The following is a 15,488-nucleotide window of genomic DNA, read 5'->3' on the forward strand; positions in this document are numbered from 1 at the left end:
TATCATTCTTAAAATTCTTGATATTTCTTTTGGGAACGGGATTGGGATTTAGGAGCCAAGTATCCAAATCTCGTTCAGGTGAGATGAAGGGTTTGAGTTGATGGTCTTTATAAAATATTTCTAATACTCTTCGAAAATCTCTTCAAACTACGTCAGCTTTGCCTTGCCGTACTTAAGTACAGCCTGCGGCTAGCTTCCTAGTTTGCTCTTTGATTTTCATTGAGTATAAAATAGTATTCACGGCTAGCTTCTTTCAAACATTTATTTCCTACTTCTAACAAATTTCTAAATGGTTTAAGAATTTTATAGTCTGTCAAGTTTTTTTCTTGACACCTGCCAGAAATCTGCTATAATAGAACATGTGCTAAATAGCTCAGCTATTTCACCGAAATAAAAAATAAGAAAAGAGACTTTAAAAATGGCAGTTAAAATCCGTTTGACTCGTATGGGTTCTAAGAAAAAACCTTTCTACCGTATCAACGTAGCAGATTCACGTTCACCACGTGACGGACGTTTCATCGAAACAGTTGGAACTTACAACCCACTTGTTGCTGAAAACCAAGTAACTTTGAAAGAAGACCGCGTTCTTGCATGGTTGGCTGATGGAGCTCAACCTTCAGATACAGTTCGCAACATCCTTTCAAAAGAAGGTGTATTGAAAAAATTCCACGATTCTAAATTCTCAAAATAAGTTTAAAGTAGGTTGACAGATGGATACGATTGAAAATCTCATTATTGCGATTGTGAAACCCTTGATTTCACAACCAGATGCCTTAACTATCAAGATTGAAGATACACCAGAGTTTTTGGAATATCATTTGGATCTTGATCAAAGTGATGTGGGTCGTGTAATCGGTCGTAAGGGTCGCACTATTTCTGCGATAAGAACGATTGTCTACTCTGTCCCAACTGAAGACAAAAAAGTAAGAATCGTTATTGACGAAAAATAAGAAGGGCGGGACGAATGTCTCGCTTTTTTGCGAGAAGTGTAAAATTGCAGCCATTAAGTACCAACATTAACGTGATTTGGAAGGCTTTTTAAAGGGGGACTGGAAAAGAATGAACATTGATTGTATTTTAAACATAGATTGGGAAATGTACATTGATTGGTTATTGCGAATTTTACAGATTTCGACTTTTATAGGTGTAATTTTAAAAATTAGTTTTCAGAATAAGGCCTATATCAATAATATCGAAATTCAGGTAATTAAACCAATCGAATTTGATTCCTTACATACGAGATTTCATCATATATATGAGTTTAAACATGATGAAAATGATAAACATTATAACCATTTGATTTTTTATCCCAAAGAAATTGATATTGAAATAGTAGAATTTTATTCTTTAAACTATGATTCAAAAAGTAATCGTTTAGTTGATAATGATAAACTACATACAGTTAAAAATTTAAAGAATTATACATGCTTATTGATTCATACAAATTTACCATAGAATATGCCTAGTTTAAGAATGAAATGGAAAACAAGTCAGGGTGAAATTGGCGAGTATACATTTTATAGTAATATGTATAATGGGAATGTGAATATCTCATCTTTTAAATATAAATTAATATTAAAGAGGAAACTATTAGCACTTTTTGGACTATAGCGACCCCTCTATGTATCTTCCTCCAACTTGAGAAAATCTTTGGAACGTGATAGAATAAAGGATAGAAATAGATACAGGAGACAAGATGAACTACTTTAATGTTGGGAAAATCGTCAATACGCAGGGGTTGCAGGGTGAGATGCGAGTCTTGTCTGTGACGGATTTTGCAGAAGAACGGTTTAAAAAAGGTGCTGAGCTGGCCTTGTTTGATGAAAAAGATCAGTTTGTCCAAACAGTGACCATCGCTAGCCACCGTAAACAGAAGAACTTTGACATTATTAAATTCAAAGATATGTACCATATCAATGCTATCGAAAAGTACAAGGGATACAGTCTCAAGGTCGCTGAGGAGGATTTGAATGACCTAGACGATGGTGAATTCTACTATCACGAGATTATTGGTTTGGAAGTCTATGAGGGAGATAACTTGATTGGAACCATCAAGGAAATCCTGCAACCAGGTGCTAATGATGTCTGGGTGGTCAAGCGAAAAGGCAAGCGTGATTTGCTTTTACCTTATATCCCACCAGTGGTTCTCAATGTTGATATTCCAAATAAACGAGTTGATGTGGAAATCTTAGAAGGGTTAGACGATGAAAATTGATATTTTAACCCTCTTTCCAGAGATGTTCTCTCCACTGGAGCATTCAATCGTTGGAAAGGCTCGAGAAAAAGGGCTCTTGGATATCCAGTATCATAATTTTCGAGAAAACGCTGAAAAGGCCCGCCATGTCGATGATGAGCCTTACGGAGGTGGCCAGGGGATGCTGCTCCGAGCTCAACCTATTTTCGATGCCTTTGATGCTATTGAAAAGAAAAATCCGCGCGTCATTCTCCTCGATCCTGCTGGAAAGCAGTTTGATCAGGCTTATGCTGAGAATTTGGCTCAAGAGGAAGAGCTAATCTTTATCTGTGGGCACTATGAGGGTTATGACGAGCGCATCAAGACCTTGGTAACCGATGAAATTTCCCTAGGCGACTATGTCTTGACTGGTGGAGAGTTGGCGGCTATGACCATGATTGATGCTACGGTACGCCTGATTCCAGAAGTGATTGGCAAGGAGTCTAGCCACCAAGATGATAGTTTTTCTTCAGGCCTTCTCGAATATCCTCAGTACACACGTCCCTACGATTATCGAGGTATGGTCGTGCCAGATGTACTGATGAGCGGGCACCATGAAAAGATTCGTCAGTGGCGATTGTATGAGAGTTTGAAGAAAACCTACGAGCGCAGACCAGATTTGTTAGAAAATTATCAACTTACAGCAGAAGAAGAAAAAATGCTGGCAGAAATCAAAGAAAACAAAGAATAAAGGAGAAACCTATGCAAGTAATCAAACGTGATGGAGAAATTGCTGAATTTAATCCAGATAAGATTTACCAAGCTATCTTAAAAGCAGCCCAGACTGTCTATGTATTGACAGATGATTTGCGTCAAAACCTTGCACAAGTCACTAAGAAAGTGGTTTTGGATTTGGAAGAGGCCAAGGTGGAACGTGCTACCATTAGCATGATTCAGTCTATGGTTGAACATCGTTTACTGGGAGCAGGTTACATTACCATTGCAGAACACTACATTTCCTATCGTCTACAACGTGATTTGGAAAGAAGTGGTTATGGAGATCATATCGCAGTTCATTTATATTTTGAACAAGTTCGCTAAGAAAAAAGAGTGGGATGAAGCAACTACATCTCACTCTTTCTTAAATCTATTTTTTTGGGCTGTTTGGACAGTTGAAGGGACAAATCGCAGGCGTTGAATATCGCTTATGCGGATAATACGGGTCACATTTTTGGCAAAATTTTTCACAATAATTTGCTGTCCTTGCTGATCGTATTTGATGATGTCACCTGTAAAACTTGTCTCTGACAAGATAAGGTGAACAGCGGTTTGTTTCTGGATAGCCTCTTCAATAGTGGCTGTAAGGGAGTTGCTTTCAGTCTGGTCTGGTTGGTCATGTCCATTTAAAAAGTCATGTATTTTACCTAGAACTTGCTGGAATTTATGTCTCATATTGGCCTCCCTTCTTTTATATCAATATTATATAAAATTTTCCTAAAATCTACAAGATTTTACGAATAATCAGATGAAAGTTAAAAAAGGAGAAGAAAATGGCAGAATTTACATTTGAAATCGAAGAGCACTTGTTGACTCTTTCTGAAAACGAAAAAGGTTGGACCAAGGAAATCAACCGTGTGAGCTTTAATGGAGCCCCTGCAAAGTTTGATATTCGTGCTTGGAGTCCAGATCATACTAAAATGGGCAAAGGGATTACTCTTTCAAATGAAGAATTTCAAACGATGGTTGATGCCTTTAAAGGCAACTAAGTTTTCAAAATAAAAGAAAAGGATACTGAGTCATGATAACTCGATATCCTTTTTTAGTTAGTAAAGTAAGCCTGATTTTTAAGGCGTTGAAGTAGGGGACGACTAATAAGACTAATAGCAAGAAGTTTACCAAGGTCTGGAATAATAAAGGGAAAAACACCCACAACAAGAGCTTTTTCAAATGCCATTCCAGCAAGAAAATGTAAGCTGAGAATCCCGCCTACAAAGACAAGGGCATCACCCAAGAGGTTTGCAAGAAAAATATTGACAATCCCACTCTTGCTGTTGGTTAGGGAAGAAGTAAGTCCAGAGTATACAAGATAAAACCAAAGATAGCCTGCAGTAGGGCCAACTAAGGCCTGAAAACCAGCTCCACCTCCTGCAAAAACAGGAAGACCGATGGCACCTAGAAGAAGATAGAGTCCAACAGAAAGTAGAGCCTCTCTCGGTCTAAAGACAGTAGCAATCAGGCCGATTGCAAAGTTTTGCAGAGTGAAGGGAACAGGTCCAATTGGAAGACTGATTTGTGCTAAAACAGCAATGAGAACAGCCCCAATAGCAGGGATAGCATAAACGTGAGCTTTTTTCAAAATAGTTAACCTCTTTTCTGATATATAGTAACTATTATACTCGTAGAGGAATTATTGTCAACCTATTTTTAAAAACAAGGTAACAAAAATTGTAACAGCCGATTTGATTCACAAGAGAAGTTGGATAATTGTTTTTTATCGATTTGTAAATCGCCTTTATAGATAATCTCATTTTATCAATAAAAAATATACTATAAATACTTGACAAACTAAAATATTAGTATTAAATTAATATTATAAACGCTTACAAATAAATGTGTTCAATTTTAAAATAGAGAATTATTACTGAGTTTTTGTCAAATATTATAATTCAAGGAGAAGTAAAATACAAAAAATTTACTAAGAAGAAGTTCATTTTGCTGGCTACAAGTTTTTTCAGTTTTGGATTTGCTACTACAGCTAGTGTTGGTAGTGAAACTACAGCACACCCTGCTCCAAGTCCCATTATTGATTTATGGAAGTATGGTGTAAGTGATAGCTATGGTTATTCGAATTACTTTGTTAGTTCTTCAAATAATATTAGTTCAGAGTCATCAGTAACGAATATTTTGGGAACGTTAAAGTTCACGATAAAAAAGATTATAGATGGACATTTTCAAGCAAAAAATTTGAAATGATGTTCGATTAAATGCACATTGGGATTATTATAGATTTTAAAAAATAATTTATGAAAACAAGAGACCCAATTATAAAATAGAGTCTTTTGTCATATGGTAATTGCTTATGAAATTAAAATTATGTATCATTGGATTCTTCTTTTGTTTGATTGCTACAATTGGTCTGGTCACTATTAGTGATACCGAAATCCCCATACCTTTACCAATTGATGGTGCTTTTTCTATCCAAGGAAAAAGTAATCTTTCTAATAACGAAATATACGAAATGGTTCGTGACTTATCAAAAACGGAAAAGGTTACCATTTACAAGCCAATCGTTCAGAGTTCGGGTCAGTTGAAGTATGTAAACTTTGATGATGTAAATAATGAACAATTAAAGTCAGCACCAATAGTAGGGATGTATTACACACTTGGGAAAATAGATGTAGACAGTTTGAAACCACTTACGATGACTGGACTACAAACAGTATATATGGCTTATCCTTGGTATATAGGAGGAATATTACAATTTACTGGAACTTTAAGAATACTGTTAATGGGTTCAATTTACTTAACTTTATTAGTTGTTTTATTTGTTGTTAGGACGAGGCAGATCAAAGAAGGAGTGATACGACGTTCTTTGGGCTTGCCTGTATACGACCTTAGAAGAGAGTATGTCATTTCTCTTATTTTTGAACTGATTATGATGGCTTTATTGATGATTTCTTACAGTTCTTTTTTGGGTAATGGTTTCTTCACCTATAGTTCTAAGTTATTTTTCTCTCTGCTTTTAACGAATTTTATACTATTTCAAATCATTGATCTTATTACTTTTGTTTTATTTTGGTTGACGATTCAGATTGAAAAGCCCATTGAAATTATCAAAAACAAGGCGAAAAATAAACTTATTTTTGTCGTATGGCTTGTCATCATTTCGATTATCATTCTTGTCTCAGGAATTTTTTTACAAGAAACAAAGAGTAGTCAATCTAGTATTAACATACAAATACAGAATTTAGTACCATGGGACACAGTAAAAGACTGGAGAAGGATTGAGTTCCTTGGAATTGAAAGTAACTCTGCTAAAAATGGAGAAGTTAGTGATTCAGATGGTCAGTATCTACAGATAGTTGCTGCCTTAAAAAACTTAGATTTTTTATATATAGAACGATCTTCGGCATATGTTCCAGATTTCATGAAAACTTCGCATGTTATAGAAAATTTTTCTAAACAATTAGAAAATGACGGGATAACGAATTCAGAAATAAATAAAGAGTTGATTTATATTAATCAAACAGGTGCTAACCTACAAAATAAAGTGAATGGAACAAACTATCATCTTTTAGATAATAAAATAGCAACCATCTATATTCCTGAGAAGTGGAAAGAAAACCAGAAATCTATTGAGAATACAGTTGTAGCAGAACAATTTATTGGAACAAACTATACAAAAGAACAGCTTGCAGTACAAATAATTCCTGATGGGGAAAAAATTTTTTATTTTAATGAAGATGCTGATAATAATCTTAAAATGAAAGATATTTTACCGCTGGCAAATGTAGCAGATAGCAAAGATAATATAGTTGTTGTGTTAGATACGGACAAAATGATGGAAAATAATAAGTTTTCTTTGGCTAGTAACATACTATATAAATCTCTTTTTAGTCCTGAAGCGGTAAAAAAAATAAATGAGATGACTGTCCCGTTGAATTTCTCAATGAATCCAGTAGATGTTTACCAAATTGTGAAATTAAAGATTCAATCCTTAGAGCACCAAATTTTACTTTCACAAATCTTGCAGAAGATAATTTACAGTATTGTCTTTATACTCATTTATCAATATGTCCAACTTTTTATTACTCTAAAACAGAATGAATATGTGAAAAAATCATTTTGGGTCTGTCAAAAACATATATAGCAATTTCAAGTCTCAAATATTTTATGATGACTATTACAATGGTTATTCTATTTACATTTCTTATGACAGGGCAAATAGAGTTGCTATATATTGGAGTGGCTTCTCTGCTAGTTTTGATGTTGTCAATCATAATGAGTTTTAGGAAATTATCTGAAAGCTACACTAAAATTTTAAAAGGAGATGAATCATGACAATTGACCTTTTGAACGTTTCAAAGAGTTTCGGCTCAAAGAAGATCTTTACAGACTTAAATTTAATATTTGAATCTGGAAAAAGCTATGCATTGATTGGAGGTTCTGGCTCCGGTAAAAGTACCCTTCTTAATATTATAGGAAGATTAGAAAAAATTGACAGTGGGAATGTTTTAGTTGATAAACAAGATATTTGGAATATAAAAGAAAGAACTTTTTTTAAAAATACTGTTGGATATGTATTTCAGAATTATTCTTTAATAGATAACAAAACAGTATATGATAATCTGAGCCTTATCACTAAAGACAAAAAAACAATAACTGACGTACTTGAAAAAGTAGGACTGTCAAGTGACTATTTACATCAAAAAATATACGAATTGTCTGGTGGGCAGGCTCAACGTGTAGCTATTGCCAGAATGTTAATGAAACCACGTAAAATTATTTTAGCAGATGAGCCCACAGGAGCTTTAGATGGTGAGATTGGAAAAGAAATCATTCGTTTGTTATTAAATGAAAAAGATGAAGACAAATATGTTATAATAGCGACGCATGATCCAGCTGTCTATAACGAAGTTGATGTGATAATTGACATGAAAGATATAGGGTATAATGTATGAAAAAGATAATTTATATTGCTTTGATCTTTGTAGCTGGGTTACTTGCCTTCTTCTTTTTTGGAAAACAAATGATTACAAAAGAAAATATCAATAAGCCAACGGTAGAGTTAACAGTCTATACGCTTTCTTCTAGTGATACAGAAAAATGGAATAAAGTGAGACAAGTAGAAACGGAAGAGGCTATATACTTCATAACTGTGAAAGAAGCAGAGTCTTCTGAAGAAGTATTTTCAAACATCATTGCAAATGGAGCTGCTACGGGGTTCGGAGTTCGTGAAGAAGAAGTGAAGAAATTCAATAATGGTTTAGGAGACACTATAGAGGACTCTAAGCATAATAAACTAATTGAAATAGAATTTTTTACTTTTTCTGATGATGGCGAGGGATTTGTGGTAGCAAACTTTGACTACGGTAAAGAAGAGTTGAATTCTCAGAAAAAAGATATAAAAGAGTTATATAAAAAAATATATGAATCTTTTAAAGAAAAGAATAAATGATTGTATTATAATCCGTGTATTTTGCTATGGTTTGTTAATTGATTTTTGCATATCTTACTTCAACATACTATAAAATAAGACATAAGAAAACGAGTATCTCCAACTACGGAAATACTCGCTTTTTGATATTTAGAAGTGTTTTTTGCTCTGCTTCTTTTATTTCGATTAACGCATGGTTACAAATTCTTCGGATGCAGTTGGGTGAATCGCCACAGTTGCATCAAAGTCAGCCTTGGTTGCTCCCATTTTGATAGCAACGGCAAATCCCTGAATCATTTCATCAACGCCGTAGCCAATTCCATGAAGTCCGACAACTTTTTCTTCTGAACCAGCTGTGATCAATTTGAAACGAGTTTCTTGACGGTTGCAAGTGCAAGCAGAGTACATAGAAGTAAAGCTTGATTTGTAAACCTTGATTTGGTCTTGACCGTATTCTTTAATAGCTTGTTCTTCTGTCAAACCAACCGTTCCGATAGCAGGGTGTGAAAAGACGACAGTTGGAATAGTTGAGTAATCCATTTTTGCAGTAGTTTTTCCGTTAAAGAGACGTTCAGATAGGGTACGCCCAGCCTTGATTGCAACTGGGGTCAGTTCTTTCTCGCCCGTTACATCACCTAGAGCGTAGATTCCCTCAACAACAGTATTTTGGTATTCATCCACTTGGATAAAGCCACGTTCGTTCAGAGTTACTCCAGCTTTTTCAAGTTGCAAGCTCTTAACATTTGGACGGCGACCAGTAGCCCAGATAACTTGGCTAGCTGTGTGACTAGTACCATCCTCGAAATGAATGGTAATGCCATCAGTAGTTTTTTCTAACTTGACAGGGACTTTGTGAGTATGAAGTGGCAAGTTTGTTCTTTCCATTTCCTTGACCAGACCTTCAACGATGTAAGAATCAAAACTACGTAAAGGACGATCGCGGCGAACAAAGAGATCTGTCTTGACACCAAAGGTGTGGAGTACGCCAGCCAATTCAACGGCAATATAACCCGCGCCTAGAATAGCAACTGACTCTGGCAATTCTTCCCAAGCAAATACATCATCAGAAGAGCCACCTAGCTCAGCACCAGGAATATTAGGAATACTTGGATGGGCACCAGTAGCAATCACAATATGTTTAGCACGAATCAGTTCACCATTTACGCTAACAGTATGAGAATCTACAAATTCAGCATGACCTTCAATCAAGTCTACACCGTTGCGTTTAAAACTGCCATCATAAGAAGAACGAGCGCGATCGATGTAGGCTTCACGATTACGACGTAGGGTAGCAAAGTCAAAGTTAAGATCAGTAGTCTTAAAACCGTAGTCTTCTCCAAATTGATGGAAAGTCTCAGCGATTTGCGCCCCGTACCACATGATTTTTTTAGGAACACAACCGACATTGACACATGTTCCGCCTAGTTTCTTTTCCTCAATAACGGCCGCTTTGGCTCCGTGTTCACCAGCACGGTTCATGGTAGCAATTCCTCCGCTACCTCCACCGATAGCAATGATATCGTATTCTCTCATTGAAAACTCCTTTGTACTCTTTTAAATAGTAGAGTGTCATTTTTTGATAGTCATATTCTATCTTTTTTTTGATGTGATTGCAAAAATCTGCTACGTTCAAAAAAATTAAAGAAAAGGCTTGCAAAAAAGAAAAATAAAGTGTATTATATAACTAGTACAACGATTGTAAAATAAATTCCGAACAATAATTAAATCCTGAAATGTCATTATTTCGTTCTGAAATGTTATTGTTTCAAATTGATAATTTTTGTATAATATTGTTAAGAACTTTAAATCAAAAAGGAGTTTCATTATGAAAAAGAATGGTAAAGCTAAAAAGTGGCAATTGTATGCAGCAATCGGTGCTGCAAGTGTGGTTGTATTGGGTGCTGGGGGCATTTTGCTCTTTAGACAACCTTCTCAGACTGCTGTAAAAGATGAGGCTACTCATCTTGTTGTTGCCAAGGAAGGAAGCGTGGCATCCTCTGTTTTATTATCAGGGACAGTAACAGCAAAAAATGAACAATATGTTTATTTTGATGCTAGTAAGGGTGATTTAGATGAAATCCTTGTTTCTGTGGGTGATAAAGTCAGTGAAGGGCAGGCTTTAGTCAAGTACAGTAGTTCAGAAGCCCAGGCGGCCTATGATTCAGCGAGTCGAGCAGTTGCGAAGGCAGATCGTCATATCAATGAACTCAATCAAGCACGAAATGAAGCCATTTCAGCTCCAGCTCCTCAAGCCTCTGCGCCAGCAGAAGGAGAAGATGCAACGGTGCAAAGTCCAACTCCAGTGGCTGGAAATTCTGTTGCTTCTATTGACGCTCAGTTGGGTGATGCCCGTGATGCGCGTGCAGACGCTGCGGCGCAATTAAGTAAGGCTCAAAGTCAGTTAGATGCAATGACGGTTCTCAGTACCCTAGAGGGAACTGTGGTCGAAGTCAACCACAATGTTTCTAAATCTCCAACAGGAGCTAGCCAAGTAGTCGTTCATGTCGTAAGTAATGAAAACTTGCAAGTTAAGGGAGAATTGTCTGAATATAACCTCGCCAACCTATCTGTAGGTCAAGAAGTAAGCTTTACTTCTAAAGTGTATCCTGATAAAAAATGGACTGGGAAATTAAGCTATATTTCTGACTATCCTAAAAACAATGGTGAAGCAGCTAGTCCAGCTGCCGCAGCAGGCGGTAATTCTGGCTCTAAATATCCATATACCATCGATGTTACAAGTGAAATCGGTGATTTGAAACAAGGATTCTCAGTAAGTGTTGAGGTCAAGAATAAGAGTAAAGCTATTCTGGTTCCTCTAACAAGTGTTGTGACTGAAAATGATAAGAACTATGTCTGGGTGCTTGACGAGCAGAAAAAGGCCAAGAAAGTGGAAGTTGGTTTGGGCAATGCTGATGCAGACAACCAAGAAATCACTTCAGGTCTGACAAATGGAGTCAAGGTCATCAGTAACCCAACGTCTTCTCTAGAGGAAGGAAAAGAGGTGAAGGCTGATGAAGCAACTAATTAGTCTAAAAAATATCTGCAGAAGCTACCGTAACGGTGACCAAGAACTGCAGGTTCTCAAAAATATCAACCTAGAAGTGAATGAGGGTGAGTTTGTTGCCATTATGGGACCATCTGGTTCTGGTAAGTCTACTCTCATGAATACGATTGGCATGTTGGATACACCAAGTAGTGGAGAGTATTATCTTGAAGGTCAAGAAGTGGCTGGATTGGGTGAAAAACAACTAGCTAAGGTTCGCAACCAACAAATCGGTTTTGTCTTTCAGCAGTTCTTTCTTCTGTCTAAACTCAATGCTCTGCAAAATGTAGAATTACCCTTGATTTACGCGGGAGTTTCGGCTTCAAAACGGCGCAAGTTAGCTGAGGAATATCTAGATAAGGTTGAATTGACAGAACGTAGTCACCATTTGCCCTCTGAATTATCTGGTGGTCAAAAGCAACGTGTGGCTATCGCGCGTGCCTTGGTAAACAATCCTTCTATCATCCTAGCGGATGAACCGACAGGAGCCTTGGATACTAAAACAGGGAATCAAATTATGCAACTATTGGTTGACTTGAACAAAGAAGGAAAAACCATTATCATGGTAACGCATGAACCTGAAATAGCTGCTTATGCTAAACGCCAGATTGTCATTCGAGATGGAGTCATTTCGTCTGATAGTGCTCAGTTAGAAAAGGAGGAAAACTAAGATGCAGAATCTGAAATTTGCCTTTTCATCTATTATGGCTCACAAGATGCGTTCTTTGCTTACCATGATTGGGATTATTATCGGTGTTTCATCAGTTGTTGTGATTATGGCTCTAGGTGACTCCCTATCTCGTCAACTCAACAAAGATATGACCAAATCTCAGAAGAATATTAGTGTCTTTTTCTCTTCTAAAAAAAGTAAAGATGGGTCTTTTACTCAGAAACAATCAGCTTTTACGGTTTCTGGAAAAGAAGAGGAAGTTCATGTTGAACCACCAAAACCGCAAGAATCTTGGGTCAAGGAGGCAGCCAAACTGAAGGGAGTGGATAATTACTATGTAACCAACTCAACGAACGCCATTTTGACTTATAAAGATAAAAAGGTTGAAAATGCCAATTTGACAGGTGGAAACAGAACTTATATGGAGGCTGTTAAGAATGAAATTATTGCAGGACGTAGTTTGAGAGAACAAGATTTCAAAGAATTTGCAAGTGTCATTTTGCTTGATGAAGAATTATCCATTAGTCTATTTGGATCTCCTCAAGAGGCTATTAACAAGGTTGTAGAAGTTAATGATTTTAGTTATCGAGTCATTGGTGTTTATACTAGCCCAGAATCTAAAAATTCAAAAATATATGGTTTTGGTGGCTTACCTATTACCACAAATATCTCCCTTGCTGCGAATTTTAATGTAGATGAAATAGCTAATATTGTCTTTCGAGTGAATGACACAAGCTTGACTCAAACTCTGGGTCCAGAACTGGCACGAAAAATGACAGAGCTTGCTGGCTTGCAACAGGGAGAATATCAAGTATCAGATGAGTCAGCTGCATTTGCAGAAGTTCAACAAACGTTTAGTTTTATGACGACGATTATTAGTGCCATTGCAGGTATTTCTCTCTTTGTTGGAGGAACTGGTGTTATGAATATCATGCTGGTTTCGGTGACAGAGCGTACCCGTGAAATTGGTCTCCGTAAGGCTTTGGGTGCAACTCGTGCTAATATTTTAATCCAGTTTTTGATTGAATCCATGATTTTGACCTTGTTAGGTGGATTAATTGGCTTGACAATTGCAAGTGGTTTAACTGCCTTAGCAGGTTTGTTACTGCAAGGTTTGATTGCGGGTATAGAAGTGGGAGTATCGATCCCAGTTGCCCTATTTAGTCTTGCAGTTTCGGCTAGCGTGGGTATAGTTTTTGGGGTCTTGCCAGCCAACAAGGCATCGAAACTTGACCCAATCGAAGCCCTTCGTTATGAATAAAATAAACAAGATGGACACTCGTCTATCTTGTTTTTGTATAGATTTCCCTATCGAAAATCCTTAAAAATGTGATATAATGAAGTGTTAGAAAAACAGGTTTCATTTGCCTGGAAAGGAAAAATTATGTCTGAAAAGAATTTTTATATTACAACGCCGATTTACTATCCATCTGGTAAGCTTCATATCGGTTCTGCCTACACAACCATTGCTTGTGATGTCCTAGCACGTTATAAACGCCTGATGGGCTACGATGTCTTTTATTTGACAGGTCTTGATGAACATGGTCAAAAGATTCAACAAAAAGCAGAAGAAGCTGGCATTACACCACAAGCCTATGTTGATGGAATGGCAGTTGGAGTTAAAGAACTCTGGCAATTACTAGATATCTCATACGATAAATTTATCCGTACAACGGATGACTACCATGAAAAAGTTGTCGCACAGGTCTTTGAGCGCTTGCTTGCTCAAGATGACATCTATTTGGGTGAATACTCTGGCTGGTATTCAGTATCAGATGAAGAATTCTTTACAGAAAGCCAGCTTGCGGAAGTATTCCGTGATGAAGCTGGAAATGTAACTGGTGGTATTGCTCCATCAGGTCACGAGGTTGAATGGGTATCTGAAGAATCATACTTCCTTCGCCTCAGCAAATACCAAGATCGTTTGGTCGAATTTTTCAAGTCCCATCCTGAATTTATCACTCCAGATGGTCGTCTGAATGAAATGCTTCGCAACTTCATCGAGCCAGGTTTAGAGGATTTGGCAGTTTCTCGTACAACCTTTACATGGGGTGTGCCAGTCCCATCAAATCCTAAGCACGTTGTCTATGTTTGGATTGATGCCCTTCTTAACTATGCGACAGCTCTTGGCTACGGTCAAGACGAACATAGTAACTTTGACAAGTTCTGGAATGGAACAGTCTTCCACATGGTAGGAAAAGACATCCTTCGTTTCCACTCCATCTACTGGCCAATCCTTCTTATGATGTTGGATGTTAAATTACCTGATCGTTTGATTGCCCATGGTTGGTTTGTCATGAAAGATGGTAAAATGTCTAAATCTAAAGGGAATGTCGTTTACCCTGAAATGTTGGTAGAGCGTTATGGACTAGATCCACTTCGTTACTACCTCATGCGCAGTCTTCCAGTTGGTTCAGACGGAACCTTCACTCCGGAAGACTATGTAGGCCGTATCAACTACGAATTGGCCAATGACCTTGGCAACCTCCTCAATCGTACGGTTTCTATGATTAACAAGTACTTTGATGGACAAATTCCTGCCTATGTAGAGGGTGTAACAGAGTTTGATAATGCTCTTGCTGAGGTTGCAGAACAATCAATTGCTGACTACCATACACACATGGAAGCAGTTGACTACCCACGTGCACTTGAAGCAGTCTGGACCCTGATCTCTCGTACTAACAAATACATCGACGAGACAGCTCCATGGGTACTGGCAAAGGATGAAGCACTCCGCGATCAATTGGCAAGTGTCATGAGTCACTTGGCAGCCAGCCTTCGTGTCGTTGCTCACTTGATTGAGCCATTTATGATGGAAGCCAGTCGTGCAGTCTTGACTCAACTTGGTTTGGATGAAGTAGCGAGCCTTGAGAACTTGAGCTTGGCTGACTTCCCTGCGGGTGTGACTGTAGTTGCTAAGGGAACACCAATCTTCCCACGTCTGGATATGGAAGAAGAAATCGCCTATATCAAGGAACAAATGGAAGGTAACAAACCAGCAGTCGAGAAAGAATGGAATCCAGACGAAGTTGAACTCAAACTAAACAAGGAAGAAATCAATTTTGAAGACTTTGACAAGGTTGAAATCCGTGTCGCAGAAGTCAAAGAAGTGTCTAAAGTAGAAGGTTCAGATAAGTTGCTTCAATTCCGCTTGGATGCTGGTGATGGAGAAGATCGTCAAATCCTCTCAGGAATTGCAAAATACTATCCAAATGAACAAGAATTGGTTGGTAAGAAAGTTCAAATCGTTGCTAACCTCAAACCTCGTAAAATGATGAAGAAATATGTCAGTCAAGGGATGATCCTCTCAGCTGAATATGATGGAAAATTAACCCTTCTCACAGTTGATCCAGCTGTACCAAACGGAAGTGTGATTGGGTAAAAGTAGACAGGACTAGTTCATGCTAGTTCTGTTTTTTTATGTACACTCAATGAAAATCAAAGA

The 15,488-nt window shown here is 37.4% G+C and carries 17 protein-coding genes and 1 pseudogene; 15 read left to right on the forward strand and 3 right to left on the reverse strand.

The window, feature by feature from the left end:
* Positions 1–418: 418 nt before the first annotated feature.
* The 6 genes from rpsP (at position 419) to HT697_RS09035 (ending at position 3,274) form a co-directional block, all read left to right on the forward strand.
* A complete protein-coding gene (gene rpsP, locus HT697_RS09010; protein WP_000268760.1) occupies positions 419–691 on the forward strand; it encodes a 30S ribosomal protein S16 in 273 nt (90 codons plus the stop codon).
* Positions 692–710: 19 nt separating this feature from the next.
* Positions 711–950, forward strand: a complete 240-nt coding sequence (kphA, locus tag HT697_RS09015) for an RNA-binding protein KphA (protein ID WP_000379617.1) — start codon at positions 711–713, stop codon at positions 948–950.
* Positions 951–1,059: 109 nt separating this feature from the next.
* Positions 1,060–1,455, forward strand: coding sequence for a hypothetical protein (locus tag HT697_RS09020; protein ID WP_240147165.1), 396 nt, complete (start codon positions 1,060–1,062; stop codon positions 1,453–1,455).
* A 241-nt stretch (positions 1,456–1,696) separates the two neighbouring features.
* Complete coding sequence (rimM, locus tag HT697_RS09025; RefSeq protein WP_049524868.1) at positions 1,697–2,215, forward strand: ribosome maturation factor RimM; 519 nt, start codon at positions 1,697–1,699, stop codon at positions 2,213–2,215.
* Positions 2,205–2,924: a tRNA (guanosine(37)-N1)-methyltransferase TrmD gene (gene trmD / locus HT697_RS09030; protein WP_173217634.1), complete on the forward strand. Its 720-nt coding sequence runs from the start codon at positions 2,205–2,207 to the stop codon at positions 2,922–2,924. Before rimM ends, trmD begins: the two co-directional genes overlap by 11 nt.
* 11 nt (positions 2,925–2,935) lie before the next feature.
* Positions 2,936–3,274, forward strand: coding sequence for an ATP cone domain-containing protein (locus HT697_RS09035; RefSeq protein WP_173217632.1), 339 nt, complete (start codon positions 2,936–2,938; stop codon positions 3,272–3,274).
* 30 nt (positions 3,275–3,304) lie between these two features.
* Here the strand turns inward: HT697_RS09035 and HT697_RS09040 are convergent, their stop codons facing one another.
* On the reverse strand, positions 3,305–3,625 hold the full coding sequence (locus tag HT697_RS09040) for a hypothetical protein (protein WP_172930969.1): 321 nt from the start codon (positions 3,623–3,625) through the stop codon (positions 3,305–3,307).
* 98 nt (positions 3,626–3,723) lie between these two features.
* Here HT697_RS09040 and HT697_RS09045 point away from each other — a divergent pair, with 98 nt between their 5' ends.
* Positions 3,724–3,939, forward strand: coding sequence for a YdbC family protein (locus HT697_RS09045; protein WP_000807422.1), 216 nt, complete (start codon positions 3,724–3,726; stop codon positions 3,937–3,939).
* Between the two features lie 53 nt (positions 3,940–3,992).
* Here HT697_RS09045 and HT697_RS09050 read toward each other — a convergent pair whose 3' ends face one another.
* Positions 3,993–4,529 carry a biotin transporter BioY gene (locus tag HT697_RS09050; RefSeq protein WP_173263005.1) on the reverse strand — a complete coding sequence of 179 codons (537 nt, stop codon included), beginning with the start codon at positions 4,527–4,529 and terminating at the stop codon, positions 3,993–3,995.
* 356 nt (positions 4,530–4,885) lie between these two features.
* Between HT697_RS09050 and HT697_RS09055 the strand changes: the two genes are divergently transcribed.
* The 4 genes and pseudogenes from HT697_RS09055 to HT697_RS09070 all read left to right on the forward strand — a co-directional run bounded on the left by HT697_RS09055 (position 4,886) and on the right by HT697_RS09070 (position 8,351).
* Positions 4,886–5,146, forward strand: coding sequence for a hypothetical protein (locus HT697_RS09055; protein WP_225904818.1), 261 nt, complete (start codon positions 4,886–4,888; stop codon positions 5,144–5,146).
* Positions 5,147–5,252: 106 nt separating this feature from the next.
* A pseudogene (locus HT697_RS09060) lies at positions 5,253–7,234 on the forward strand (ABC transporter permease).
* On the forward strand, positions 7,231–7,854 hold the full coding sequence (locus HT697_RS09065) for an ATP-binding cassette domain-containing protein (protein WP_173217624.1): 624 nt from the start codon (positions 7,231–7,233) through the stop codon (positions 7,852–7,854). The pseudogene HT697_RS09060 and the gene HT697_RS09065 overlap by 4 nt, the downstream one beginning before the upstream one ends.
* Positions 7,851–8,351 carry a hypothetical protein gene (locus tag HT697_RS09070; RefSeq protein WP_173217622.1) on the forward strand — a complete coding sequence of 167 codons (501 nt, stop codon included), beginning with the start codon at positions 7,851–7,853 and terminating at the stop codon, positions 8,349–8,351. The genes HT697_RS09065 and HT697_RS09070 overlap by 4 nt, the downstream gene beginning before the upstream one ends.
* A 165-nt stretch (positions 8,352–8,516) precedes the next feature.
* On the opposite strand, the gene gor is transcribed toward HT697_RS09070, so the two are convergent.
* Entirely contained in the window at positions 8,517–9,863 is a 1,347-nt protein-coding gene (gene gor / locus HT697_RS09075; protein ID WP_173217620.1) for a glutathione-disulfide reductase, read from the reverse strand.
* Positions 9,864–10,152: 289 nt separating this feature from the next.
* Between gor and HT697_RS09080 the strand changes: the two genes are divergently transcribed.
* The 4 genes from HT697_RS09080 to metG all read left to right on the forward strand — a co-directional run bounded on the left by HT697_RS09080 (position 10,153) and on the right by metG (position 15,425).
* Positions 10,153–11,358 (forward strand): efflux RND transporter periplasmic adaptor subunit, encoded by a 1,206-nt coding sequence (locus HT697_RS09080; protein WP_173263008.1) that lies wholly within the window; start codon positions 10,153–10,155, stop codon positions 11,356–11,358.
* Positions 11,342–12,043 carry an ABC transporter ATP-binding protein gene (locus HT697_RS09085; protein ID WP_000811469.1) on the forward strand — a complete coding sequence of 234 codons (702 nt, stop codon included), beginning with the start codon at positions 11,342–11,344 and terminating at the stop codon, positions 12,041–12,043. The genes HT697_RS09080 and HT697_RS09085 overlap by 17 nt, the downstream gene beginning before the upstream one ends.
* A 1-nt stretch (position 12,044) precedes the next feature.
* Entirely contained in the window at positions 12,045–13,304 is a 1,260-nt protein-coding gene (locus HT697_RS09090; protein ID WP_173217618.1) for an ABC transporter permease, read from the forward strand.
* Between the two features lie 123 nt (positions 13,305–13,427).
* Positions 13,428–15,425 carry a methionine--tRNA ligase gene (gene metG / locus HT697_RS09095; protein WP_173217616.1) on the forward strand — a complete coding sequence of 666 codons (1,998 nt, stop codon included), beginning with the start codon at positions 13,428–13,430 and terminating at the stop codon, positions 15,423–15,425.
* The last annotated feature ends 63 nt before the right edge of the window (positions 15,426–15,488 follow it).

The sequence above is a fragment of the Streptococcus sp. 1621 genome (assembly GCF_013276615.1).
In the GTDB taxonomy this organism is placed as follows: Bacteria; Bacillota; Bacilli; order Lactobacillales; family Streptococcaceae; genus Streptococcus.

Excerpts from the sequence above, each read along its gene's own strand:
- rpsP (WP_000268760.1), top strand. The coding sequence starts at position 419 with ATGGCAGTTAAAATCCGTTTGACTCGTATGGGTTCTAAGAAAAAACCT.
- kphA (WP_000379617.1), top strand. The coding sequence starts at position 711 with ATGGATACGATTGAAAATCTCATTATTGCGATTGTGAAACCCTTGATT.
- HT697_RS09020 (WP_240147165.1), top strand. The coding sequence starts at position 1,060 with ATGAACATTGATTGTATTTTAAACATAGATTGGGAAATGTACATTGAT.
- rimM (WP_049524868.1), top strand. The coding sequence starts at position 1,697 with ATGAACTACTTTAATGTTGGGAAAATCGTCAATACGCAGGGGTTGCAG.
- trmD (WP_173217634.1), top strand. The coding sequence starts at position 2,205 with ATGAAAATTGATATTTTAACCCTCTTTCCAGAGATGTTCTCTCCACTG.
- HT697_RS09035 (WP_173217632.1), top strand. The coding sequence starts at position 2,936 with ATGCAAGTAATCAAACGTGATGGAGAAATTGCTGAATTTAATCCAGAT.
- HT697_RS09040 (WP_172930969.1), bottom strand. The coding sequence starts at position 3,625 with ATGAGACATAAATTCCAGCAAGTTCTAGGTAAAATACATGACTTTTTA.
- HT697_RS09045 (WP_000807422.1), top strand. The coding sequence starts at position 3,724 with ATGGCAGAATTTACATTTGAAATCGAAGAGCACTTGTTGACTCTTTCT.
- HT697_RS09065 (WP_173217624.1), top strand. The coding sequence starts at position 7,231 with ATGACAATTGACCTTTTGAACGTTTCAAAGAGTTTCGGCTCAAAGAAG.
- HT697_RS09070 (WP_173217622.1), top strand. The coding sequence starts at position 7,851 with ATGAAAAAGATAATTTATATTGCTTTGATCTTTGTAGCTGGGTTACTT.
- gor (WP_173217620.1), bottom strand. The coding sequence starts at position 9,863 with ATGAGAGAATACGATATCATTGCTATCGGTGGAGGTAGCGGAGGAATT.
- HT697_RS09085 (WP_000811469.1), top strand. The coding sequence starts at position 11,342 with ATGAAGCAACTAATTAGTCTAAAAAATATCTGCAGAAGCTACCGTAAC.
- HT697_RS09090 (WP_173217618.1), top strand. The coding sequence starts at position 12,045 with ATGCAGAATCTGAAATTTGCCTTTTCATCTATTATGGCTCACAAGATG.
- metG (WP_173217616.1), top strand. The coding sequence starts at position 13,428 with ATGTCTGAAAAGAATTTTTATATTACAACGCCGATTTACTATCCATCT.